The following is a 10,007-nucleotide window of genomic DNA, read 5'->3' as shown; positions in this document are numbered from 1 at the left end:
TAACGTAAGGGGAGTGAGAGACTCCCCCGCCGAAAGACCAAGGGTTCCTGCTTAAAGCTAATCTGAGCAGGGTTAGCCGGCCCCTAAGACGAGGCGGAAACGCGTAGTCGATGGGAACCACGTTAATATTCGTGGGCTTGGAGGTAGTGACGGATCATTGAGGTAGTCCAATCTTATCGGATTGAACGGGCTGCTGCGTGGTTCCAGGAAATAGCTCCTCCTTATAAACCGTACCCGAAACCGACACTGGTGGTCTGGTAGAGTATACCAAGGCGCTTGAGAGAACTATGCTGAAGGAACTCGGCAAATTGCACGCGTAACTTCGGAAGAAGCGTGACCCTTTTCCACGCAAGTGGAGGAGGGTGGCACAGACCAGGGGGTAGCGACTGTTTATCAAAAACACAGGGCTCTGCGAAGTCGCAAGACGACGTATAGGGTCTGACGCCTGCCCGGTGCTGGAAGGTTAAGAGGAGGGGTGCAAGCTCTGAATCGAAGCCCCAGTAAACGGCGGCCGTAACTATAACGGTCCTAAGGTAGCGAAATTCCTTGTCGGGTAAGTTCCGACCTGCACGAATGGCGTAACGACTTCCCCGCTGTCTCCAGCATAGACTCAGTGAAATTGAATTCCCCGTGAAGATGCGGGGTTCCTGCGGTTAGACGGAAAGACCCCGTGCACCTTTACTATAGCTTTACATTGGCATTCGTAGTGGCATGTGTAGGATAGGTGGTAGGCTTTGAAACCTGGGCGCCAGCTCAGGTGGAGCCACCCTTGAAATACCACCCTTATTACTATGGATGTCTAACCGCGGCCCGTTATCCGGGTCCGGGACAATGTATGGTGGGTAGTTTGACTGGGGCGGTCGCCTCCTAAAGAGTAACGGAGGCGCGCGATGGTGGGCTCAGAACGGTCGGAAATCGTTCGCTGAGTGCAATGGCATAAGCCTGCCTGACTGCGAGACTGACAAGTCGAGCAGAGACGAAAGTCGGTCATAGTGATCCGGTGGTCCCGCGTGGAAGGGCCATCGCTCAACGGATAAAAGGTACGCCGGGGATAACAGGCTGATGACCCCCAAGAGTCCATATCGACGGGGTTGTTTGGCACCTCGATGTCGACTCATCGCATCCTGGGGCTGGAGCAGGTCCCAAGGGTATGGCTGTTCGCCATTTAAAGCGGTACGTGAGTTGGGTTCAGAACGTCGTGAGACAGTTCGGTCCCTATCTGCCGTGGGTGTAGGAATATTGAAAGGATCTGTCCCTAGTACGAGAGGACCGGGATGGACGGATCTCTGGTGGACCTGTTGTGGCGCCAGCCGCATAGCAGGGTAGCTATATCCGGACGGGATAACCGCTGAAGGCATCTAAGCGGGAAACCCACCTTAAAACGAGTATTCCCTGAGAACCGTGGAAGACGACCACGTTGATAGGCCGGGTGTGGAAGAGCGGCAACGCTTGAAGCTTACCGGTACTAATAGTTCGATCGGCTTGATCGTTCTCATTCCTTATGTCCATCTGACTTCGTCAGATGGTTTGTTCTCACTCACGCTTGTTCCGCCCTGCGGGCGGCGCTACGTGGGTGCGGCGCACAAGCGCCGACGGTCGGTCGACCTTGCGAAGCTTCGCTTCGAAAGGCGCCAGGCTAAAAGAACTCCAAAGGCACAAAAAACAGCTTCTCGAATAACGTGCGTTTTGCCGACCTGGTGGTTATGGCGGAGCGGCTGCACCCGATCCCATTCCGAACTCGGCCGTGAAACGCTCCAGCGCTCATGGTACTTCGTCTCAAGACGCGGGAGAGTAGGTCGCTGCCAGGTCTGCTAAACGCACGTTTTATGTGTCACATCCTACTTTCCAAAAATCGAAGCCGGTTTTTGGGTCGAGGCGATGAAATCTTCTCTGAACATGGCCCGCCAACGGGAAACACGGGCCGCGTAAGCGGCCCTTTCATTTGGCGGACAAACCTCTCGCAAGCTCTCGCTTGCAAATCGGTGGCGCGGGGTGGAGCAGCCCGGTAGCTCGTCAGGCTCATAACCTGAAGGTCACAGGTTCAAATCCTGTCCCCGCAACCAAATACAAATGAGCCCGCCATCGTGCGGGCTCTTTTGTATTTTGCCGTGGTCGCCGGCGATTCGAACCTGTCATCAGCGGCCCGCAAGGAGGCAAAGCCGACGCCGCAGGACCGATAACTCAAATCCTATCCCCAAAACCAAATTAAAACGCCCGCCAGAATCAAACCCGGCGGGCCGTTTCGCGTTCGCACCAGAGATCAATCCGCCCCCCAGGCGAGAACAAGCCCGCGACGCACAACAAACAAATCCCACCGACCAAAACAATCCATACAAACGCCCGTAGCAATCGCCGCGGGCGTTTTGTTTTTGGGAGATGGCATAACCGCTTTAATGTAAGTCATTCCTGACCTTCCGCGGCGGTCACATCTCACAGCATCGCGCTGCCGCGCGATCGTTTTTTCTCGGCGGCGGCGAGCAGGTCTACAAATACGCGTACCTTGGCGGGCCTGAACCTTGCCGGCGGAAAGACGGCGTGGATGCCGCCGGTGGGCAAGGCCCATTCGGCAAAGACCGGCACCAGCCGTCCTTCGGCGATATCATCGCTGACGCTGTAGTCGGGAAACACACCCAGCCCTATGCCGGCAAGCACGCAGGCGTGGGCGGCCGGGCTCTTGTCGCATGTGATGACCGGATTGAGCTCGGTCAGCACCTTGTCACCATTCCTGGAAAACAGCCATTGGCCGACACCGCGAAGCTGGGCGTTTCCGACCCAGGCCAGCGATCGCGCCTGGCGCGGGCTCACACCCTGCGGCAGGCTCGCGGCGAAGGCAGGACTTGCCACCACGATCTGCCGTATCGTGCCCAGGCGCCGCGCCTGGTTCGAGGAATCGGCAAGCCAGCCGACGCGGATGCCGAGGTCGATCTGCTCGTCGACCAGATTGCTTACCGCATCGTCGAAGATCGCCTCGACGCGCATATGCGGATAGGTTTTCAGATAGGCGGCGATGACCGGCGCAACGATCTTCGTGCCGTAGTCGAGCGGTGCGGTCAGTCTCAGCATTCCCGCCGGTTCGACGCCACCGCGCGAAATCTCGCCATAGGCGGCTTCCGCTTCCCGCAGAATGATCATTGCACGGTCATAGAAGAGGCGTCCCTCTTCTGTCGGTGTGACGCGGCGCGTCGTGCGTCGCATGAGAGACGCGCCCAGTTCTTCCTCGAGCTTGCCAATCTGATGGCTGACCACGGCTTTGGCGACGCCAAGTCGGTCGGCTGCCGATGTGAAGGACCCGGTCTCCATCACGGTGGTGAAGTAAATGAGTCGATTGAGGTTCAGCAGGTCGGCCAAAGTGATCGCTTTTGTCTGATTGGATCAGACAGTTTGTATTATTGGTAGCCATTTATCGCAAGACCGCCCGCTGCCACATATGGGCCAGGACATTTGACGGTCAGGTCGCGGGGAGCCCCGCCAACGGACATCAGGCAATCATGCGCAACTCAGGCGTGACTTACCTTTTCGATCCGCTCTGCGGTTGGTGCTACGGCGCCACCCCAATGCTGGACAAATTGATGGCAGGCGGCGTGCGCGTCGAATTGCTGGCGACCGGCCTGTTTTCCGGCGCCGGCGCGCGTCCGATGGATGAGGGGTTTGCCGCCCATGCCTGGGCCAACGATCAGCGTATCGAACGTCTGACGGGACAGCCGTTCACGCAGGCTTATCAGCGCAACGTTCTAAACGTTCGTGGCACTCTGCTGGACTCCCATACCGCCACGCTCGCCATCAGCGCCGCAGGCCTGGAAGATCCCGGCCGGCGGCTGACCGCGCTGAAGGCGATCCAGCGGGCACGCTATGTCGACGGCCGCGATATCGTCACCGCCGGCGGTGTCGCCGAGGTGCTCTCCGCCGCTGGCATGGCGGATGCGGGCGAGTTGCTGGCGGCGCCAACGGAGCGGCTGCTGACGGCTCACCGCGAACTGGTCGGTCGCGGCCGCGCGTTGTTCCAGCGCTTGCATGCCAATGGCGTGCCTTCGCTGGCGGTCATCCGCAACGAAGCGCCCCGGCTCATCGGTTCGAACGCGCTGTTCGGCAGCTTCGACAATCTCGTCGCCCATATCGCTGCGGCCTGATCTCCACCCAATCAGCCTCCAACAGGAAATGGAAGAAGACATGGCAAAAGTTGCTCTTATCGGCGCCTCCGGCGCCGTCGGTTCGCGCCTGCTCAAGGAACTCTCCGACCGTGGCCATACGGTCACCGGCATCGCCCGCAGCCCGGAAAAGATCGCGGCGCTGCCCGGCGTGACCGCCAGAAAAGGCGATGTCTTTGACAGGCAAGGTCTCGCCGATTTGATCCGCGGACACGACGTGGTGATCAGCTCGGTGCATTTCCTGGACAGCGACCCCGATACGTTGATCGCAGCGGTGCGTGACTCCGGCGTGAAGCGGTATCTCGTCGTGGGCGGCGCGGGCAGTCTCGAAGTCGCGCCCGGCAAGCGGCTGGTCGACACTCCCGAATTCCCCGAGATCTACAAGGCCGAAGCACAGAAGGGCGCCGACTTCCTGGATAAGCTCAAGACGGTCGGCGATCTCGACTGGACGCTCCTGTCGCCTTCGGCCCTGTTCGTCCCAGGCGAGCGCACCGGCAAATACCGTCTCGGCAAGGACACGCTTCTCGCCTCGGACAAGGGCAGCAGCATTTCCTTCGAGGACTATGCCATCGTCCTGGTCGACGAGATCGAGAAGCCGGCGCATGTTAGGCAGCGCTTCACCGTCGGCTATTGATACAGCGCTGCGCAAGTGACGAGCGTCGCAAAGTGACCGCTCGTCATCTTCGCTAGTCCTCAGGCTGGAAACGCGGGCCGGCGATTGCCGTGATGACCGAGATCATGGATGCCATGAGGCTGAAGCGGCGGCATGCCGAATCCGCCTGGCAGATCGCTCGCAGGACGCTTCGGCTGCCGCCGGCATGACCGGCGCTGGCACCGAGCGACTCAGGCGTCGCTGGCCAAGGTCGCGCGCAGCCATGCGGTGATGGCATCGAAGTCGATCGGCCGCGTGGTGTCGACGTCGAACAGCGGTCCGCGCCGCAGCGGTTCGGCGCGCTTGGCCAGTTCAATCAGTTCAGGGATGTAGGCAGCGCCGGGATGGCCGGGGAGGCGCTGGCCGAGCCTGGCGCCATAACGTTCGGCCAGAACCTCGCCGGGCGCGTGGCACCAGATTTCGACGGTATGTTCGACGCCGGCCCTGCGCAGATGATCCTCGAGCACTTGCCGCGGCTGGAAACCGAACCAGGCATCGACGATGAAGGTGCTGCCGGCCGGGGCGTCGCCGACCAGCGACCAGATTGCCTGGTAGCTGGCGCGGCCGAGTGTGCGGTTGAATTCGCGGTCGGCACCGCCGAGCACTTCGAGGAACGGGTTCTTGACCGTATCGAGTGCAAGCAGCGGCCATCCCATGCGGTTGGCGATGCCGCGTGACACGGTGCTCTTGCCGCTGGCCGGGATGCCGTTGACGAGCACGGCGCGTCTGGCGCGGCCAAGGTTAACGGAAAGCGATGTCGATGCCGGAGCCGAAAGCGCCTGGAGCCCGGCGCCGATCACACCGGCATCGTCGCCGAGCTGTGCCGGTTCGACCGGGCATTGGTACCAGGGCGCCAGCGCCGGCGCGTGGCCGAGCGCTCTGTGTGCCGCGAGGCCAAGCCCACCGCCAAGCAGGACGACATCGGGGTCGAACATGGCGACGGTGGTATCGATCGCCGCGCGCAGCGGCCTTGCCCAGGCTTCCAGTATGCTGCGCGCCTCGATATCGCCGGCCACGTCGCGAGCAAAGAGCTGGTCGACCGAAACGTCAGGCCCAAAGCCGGCGCGCGCGATGTGGCGGCCAAGCGCCGTGCCGGAACTGGTGGTTTCGACACAGCCGCGCCGCCCGCAGGCACAGACCTCGCCGTCGACGTCGACGGTGATGTGGCCAAGTTGCCCCGCCGTTGCCCGGCCGCGCATGATCCGTCGGTTCTGGGCGACGGCGCCGCCAATGCCGGTGCCGATGGTGAACATGGCGATGTTGTCTTGGCCCCGGCCGGCGCCAAGGGCCATCTCGGCGGCCAGCGCCATGTTGCAGTCATTGTCGAGGACAACAGGCTTGCCGGTCATGCTGTCCAGCCGCTGCGCCAGCGCGACCGAGGCAAGGTTGACATAGCCACCCGACAGGACCGTGCCGCGCCGCGCGTCGACGCGGCCGGGAACACCGACGCCGATGGCCGCCACGTCGGGCGTATCGAGAAGGCGCACCATGTCGGCGATCCGGCCAAGCACCAGTTCCGGGTCGGGCGCGCTCTTCTCGCTGAGGCGTTTGAGGATTTCACCCGTGCGCGATATGCGGGCGGCACGCAAATTGGTGCCGCCGATATCGATCCCTATGGCCATCGATTTTTGTGGCATGATGTCCTGCACGTGCCGGTGATCCAACGGGATATCAGGCGGCGGCCTTCTGCCGATAGTGCCCGATCACCGCCTGGATTTCTCGCAGTCGCGGCACCGCGATGGTCTTAAGCCTTTCGCGCTGAATGTCACGGTCGAGCGAGATGCAGTCCTTCCAGAGCGAACGGCCGGCGATCACACCGGAGGCGCCATTTTGCATGGCGATCTCGACCTGGCCGAGGAAGGTAGCGTGGTTGACGCCTGCCGAAAGCACCGCCCACGGCACTTCGCCAGCCATTTTTGTGATGTTGGCACAGGCTTCCGGCGTTCCGGGGTAGGGAAGCTTCAGCACCTTTGCGCCGCATTCCAGCGAAATCCTTGTGCCTTCCTCGACCAGCCAAGGCGTCTTGGCCGCATAGTCTTCCGGACTTTCTCCGTCGAGCTGATAGGTCAGGAACTCGACGACGAGCAGCAGATCCTCTTTGCCGAAGTCGGTGATGCACTGGCGCAGGATGGCGATGTTGTGCTCGTTGGCCTGCGGCTTGTCGGCCCTGAGATAGACCATGATCTTGCCGCCCGTGCCGCCGAGTTCGCGCACGCGCCGCGCGTCGATGCCGGGAACCAGCCGCGACAGGCGGTAGCCTTCCGGCGAAACGTCGAAACCGGAGGCGTCGAGGCCGATGAGGAGTGCGGTATCCCGGTTCAGCACGCCCTCGTCGACCACCCTCGGCACCGCGCAGAGCGGGTCGAGCAGCACGCAGGACGCAGCGCTTGCGAGGTAGCGCGTGATGTCGGCCTTGGTGTCGCCGAGCATGTCGTTGGTGATCCTGGCCTGGTCCGCGGGGTCTGATGCCAGCAAGGTGCGCATGCCGCCGCGCTGGTCGCAAGCGATGGCCACCATGGCGCCGTCCCTGCCGCATATCTGCTGGTAGCCGCGCAGTTCCGCGGTGGTCATCTTCGTCATGGTTTTCTGTCCGATGTTGGCGCTCTCTCGCCGAGGCGCTGATCCCGTGGAAACAATGGTCAGTTTGCCTGCCTGCCGGCAGGAAGATTTTGCCGCCTGATGCATCGCCGGCTGCCAGCACAAGCAGCCTTGCCGGCGCGTGGCCTGGTATGGCCCTCAAGTTGCGAGTTCACCCGATTTGCGCGATAACTCCCATCGGCGTATACGTGTGTAACACGTTGCTGAAAGGAATTGCAAGCTGTCTGTTCCCTCCGTCCAGGACGCGACCGCATCGCGCACGATGCTGCACACGGTTGCAAAGCTGCACTATGTGGAGGAGATGTCGCAGGTCGACATAGCGCGGCAGCTCGGTGTCTCCACCGCGACGATTTCGCGCTTGCTGCAGCGGGCGCGGGCCGAGGGCATCGTGCGCATCGAGGTCATCGACCTGGCGACGCCGGAGGATATCACCAGGCAACTGGTCGACGGGCTGAAATTGCGGGATGCCGCGGTTGTCGAGACGCCGGCGGCGGGTGGGTTGACGGCGCTTTCCGCCCCGCTTGGCGCTTTGCTCAGGCAGGCGCAGCTGGTGGCCGGCTCCGTGGTCGCCATCGGCTGGGGGCGCGCCGTGCGCGAGGTCATCCGCGCCGGCCTGCCGCGCATGCCGGGCGTGCTGACAGTGGCCGCAACCGGCGGCATGCAGCAGCACGCGGCGCATTTCCAGGTCAATGAATTCGTGCGGCTTGCCGCGGAGGAGTTCGGTGGCACGCCGCGCTTCATCCATGCGCCCTATTTGCCGTCGAGCGAGCTGCGCGAGGTCTTCCTGCGCGACGCCGCCATCCGCGACGCCGTCGCCTTGTGGGAGAGAACCGATGTGGCGATCGTCGGCATCGGCCTGCCGCACGCCATAAACGCGCCCGAGGCGAGCGCAGCCACGCCGAGCGAGCAGGCGCTGGTTCACGCGGCCGGCGACGTGCTGCGTCATTACTTCGATGCGGAAGGCGCCCTGATCGCCTGGGAAGGGGAGAGCCGGATGATCGCCATGTCGCCGGCGCAGCTTCGCGCCGTGCCGCTGGTGATCGGCGTCGCCGCCTCGCCTGAGAAGGCGACGGCAATCATCGGCGCCGTTCGTTCCGGGCTCATCAACACGCTGGTGACGGATACCAAGACGGCGCAGGCCGTCCTCGCGGTTCTTGCAACGCGATAGCGGCAGATATGCCGGACGGATGCCGCGCCGTGGCGCGGAGAGAAGCCGTTGCGAAATCGATTGTATCGCCGGGGAGTCGGGACGATAGTTCGCCTGGGCTCCGAGGAGCAGTCGGATGGTGTCTGGAAAAGCCGGCGTTGCCGTCCCGGAAAAACCGGGTTGCAATTTATTTCTGCAAAGTGTTACAAAATACGGACCCGGCGTGCAGGCATGCCGGGCGCTGTGTTCCCTGACCTGGCGGAGGCGAGGAAAGCGAGCACGGCGATTGCGCCGGTCGGCTGGACCGGCTGACAGACTGGAGGGCGCTTGGGAGGAGCTGCCCGCGAAAGGCAAACAGGCGTTCCCGGCCGTCGGCATCCTGCCCCCGCGCGGATGACGGCCATTCCAATGTCACCGCAAACGGCAGAATTGCCAACAATGAGGAGGATGTCATGAAGAAGATCGTTGCCGCGCTCGCGGCGCTTGCCGTCAGCGCGACGGTGCTGATGGCGCCCGCGCAGGCACAGGACAAGAAATACACCATTGCGCTCATTCCGGGCCTCACCACCGATGGCTTCTACATCACCATGCGCAAAGGTGCTCAGGCGGCTGCCGATGCGCTCGGCGTGAACCTGGTCTTCCAGGGTGCTCCGGACTTCAATCCGGTCACCCAGGTGCCAGTGCTCGACGCGGTCATCGCCAAGAAGCCGGATGCTATCCTGATCGCGCCCACCGACAAGGTCCAGCTGGTGGAACCGCTGCGCAAGGCCAATGATGCCGGCATCCCGGTCATAACCGTCGATACTTTCATCGGCAGCGGCGCCTACCAGACGGGTGCCGGCGACGCCGATTTCCCGCTGGCCTACATTGCCTCGGACAATGTGCTGGGCGGCGAGATCGCGGCTAGGGCGCTGGCCACGTCCATCGGCGACAAGGGCAAGGTCTATGTGTCGAACGTCAAGCCCGGCATTTCGACCACCGATCAGCGCGAAGAAGGCTTCAAGAAGGAGATGGCCAAGCATACCGGCATCACCGTTCTGGAAACCCAGTTCAATGACGACGACGCCAACAAGGCGGCCTCGCAGCTGCAGGCTGTCTTCGCGCGCAATCCCGATCTCGTCGGCGTGTTCGGCGCCAACCTGTTCTCGGCGCTCGGCGCCGCCAACGGCGTCAAGCAGGCGGGGCAGACGGGGACCGTCAAGGTGGTTGCCTTCGATGCACCGACCAGCATCGTCGACAACATCAATACCGGCCTCGTGGACGTGGCAATCGCCCAGCATCCGGCCGAGATCGGCTATTACGGCGTGGTTTCGGCCTACGCCCACCTGACCGGCCATTCGATCCCGGTCACGATCGGCACCGGCTTCACGATCATGGACAAGTCGAACATCGCGGACCCGAACATCTCGAAGTATCTCTACTCCGAGTAAGCCCAGACGAGCTTGGCTCCTCCCGGTTTTGCCGG

At 62.5% G+C, this 10,007-nt stretch carries 7 protein-coding genes, 1 tRNA gene and 2 rRNA genes (1 of these 10 cut by a window edge); 7 read left to right on the top strand and 3 right to left on the bottom strand.

The features are described from left to right. The 3 genes from EN851_RS13550 to EN851_RS13540 all read left to right on the top strand — a co-directional run. Positions 1–1,490: ribosomal RNA gene (locus EN851_RS13550) — 23S ribosomal RNA — on the top strand; it begins 1,320 nt to the left of the window's first position. 203 nt (positions 1,491–1,693) lie between these two features. Next, positions 1,694–1,808 (top strand): 5S ribosomal RNA (rrf, locus tag EN851_RS13545). A 178-nt stretch (positions 1,809–1,986) separates the two neighbouring features. Further along, positions 1,987–2,063: transfer RNA gene (locus EN851_RS13540), tRNA-Met, on the top strand. 367 nt (positions 2,064–2,430) lie between these two features. Here the strand turns inward: EN851_RS13540 and EN851_RS13535 are convergent. Next, entirely contained in the window at positions 2,431–3,348 is a 918-nt protein-coding gene (locus EN851_RS13535) for a LysR family transcriptional regulator (protein ID WP_127872302.1), read from the bottom strand. A 140-nt stretch (positions 3,349–3,488) separates the two neighbouring features. Between EN851_RS13535 and EN851_RS13530 the strand changes: the two genes are divergently transcribed. Together EN851_RS13530 and EN851_RS13525 are read left to right on the top strand one after the other, a co-directional pair. Next, positions 3,489–4,127, top strand: a complete 639-nt coding sequence (locus EN851_RS13530; RefSeq protein WP_127279804.1) for a DsbA family protein — start codon at positions 3,489–3,491, stop codon at positions 4,125–4,127. A gap of 40 nt (positions 4,128–4,167) precedes the next feature. Continuing rightward, the gene (locus EN851_RS13525) at positions 4,168–4,779 is read left to right on the top strand and encodes an NAD(P)-dependent oxidoreductase (RefSeq protein WP_127872303.1); all 612 of its coding nucleotides are present in this window, start codon (positions 4,168–4,170) and stop codon (positions 4,777–4,779) included. Positions 4,780–4,988: 209 nt separating this feature from the next. Here the strand turns inward: EN851_RS13525 and EN851_RS13520 are convergent, their stop codons facing one another. Both EN851_RS13520 and EN851_RS13515 read right to left on the bottom strand, forming a co-directional pair. Beyond that, on the bottom strand, positions 4,989–6,434 hold the full coding sequence (locus EN851_RS13520) for an ROK family protein (protein ID WP_135929411.1): 1,446 nt from the start codon (positions 6,432–6,434) through the stop codon (positions 4,989–4,991). Between the two features lie 34 nt (positions 6,435–6,468). Beyond that, complete coding sequence (locus EN851_RS13515; RefSeq protein WP_135914940.1) at positions 6,469–7,377, bottom strand: tagatose-bisphosphate aldolase; 909 nt, start codon at positions 7,375–7,377, stop codon at positions 6,469–6,471. Positions 7,378–7,657: 280 nt separating this feature from the next. On the opposite strand from EN851_RS13515, the gene EN851_RS13510 reads away from it, so the two are divergent. Next, complete coding sequence (locus tag EN851_RS13510; RefSeq protein WP_135929410.1) at positions 7,658–8,563, top strand: sugar-binding transcriptional regulator; 906 nt, start codon at positions 7,658–7,660, stop codon at positions 8,561–8,563. Positions 8,564–8,994: 431 nt separating this feature from the next. Further along, complete coding sequence (locus tag EN851_RS13505) at positions 8,995–9,972, top strand: ABC transporter substrate-binding protein (RefSeq protein WP_127279900.1); 978 nt, start codon at positions 8,995–8,997, stop codon at positions 9,970–9,972. The last annotated feature ends 35 nt before the right edge of the window (positions 9,973–10,007 follow it).

Origin of the sequence: Mesorhizobium sp. M8A.F.Ca.ET.208.01.1.1 (assembly GCF_004791315.1) — a bacterium.
GTDB lineage: Bacteria > Pseudomonadota > Alphaproteobacteria > Rhizobiales > Rhizobiaceae > Mesorhizobium.
This window is presented reverse-complemented; position numbering and strand designations above follow the sequence as displayed.

What these genes read in the sequence shown, in the direction of transcription:
- EN851_RS13530 (WP_127279804.1), top strand. Translation starts at nt 3,489, where the DNA reads ATGCGCAACTCAGGCGTGACTTACCTTTTCGATCCGCTCTGCGGTTGG.
- EN851_RS13525 (WP_127872303.1), top strand. Translation starts at nt 4,168, where the DNA reads ATGGCAAAAGTTGCTCTTATCGGCGCCTCCGGCGCCGTCGGTTCGCGC.
- EN851_RS13520 (WP_135929411.1), bottom strand. Translation starts at nt 6,434, where the DNA reads ATGCCACAAAAATCGATGGCCATAGGGATCGATATCGGCGGCACCAAT.
- EN851_RS13515 (WP_135914940.1), bottom strand. Translation starts at nt 7,377, where the DNA reads ATGACGAAGATGACCACCGCGGAACTGCGCGGCTACCAGCAGATATGC.
- EN851_RS13510 (WP_135929410.1), top strand. Translation starts at nt 7,658, where the DNA reads ATGCTGCACACGGTTGCAAAGCTGCACTATGTGGAGGAGATGTCGCAG.
- EN851_RS13505 (WP_127279900.1), top strand. Translation starts at nt 8,995, where the DNA reads ATGAAGAAGATCGTTGCCGCGCTCGCGGCGCTTGCCGTCAGCGCGACG.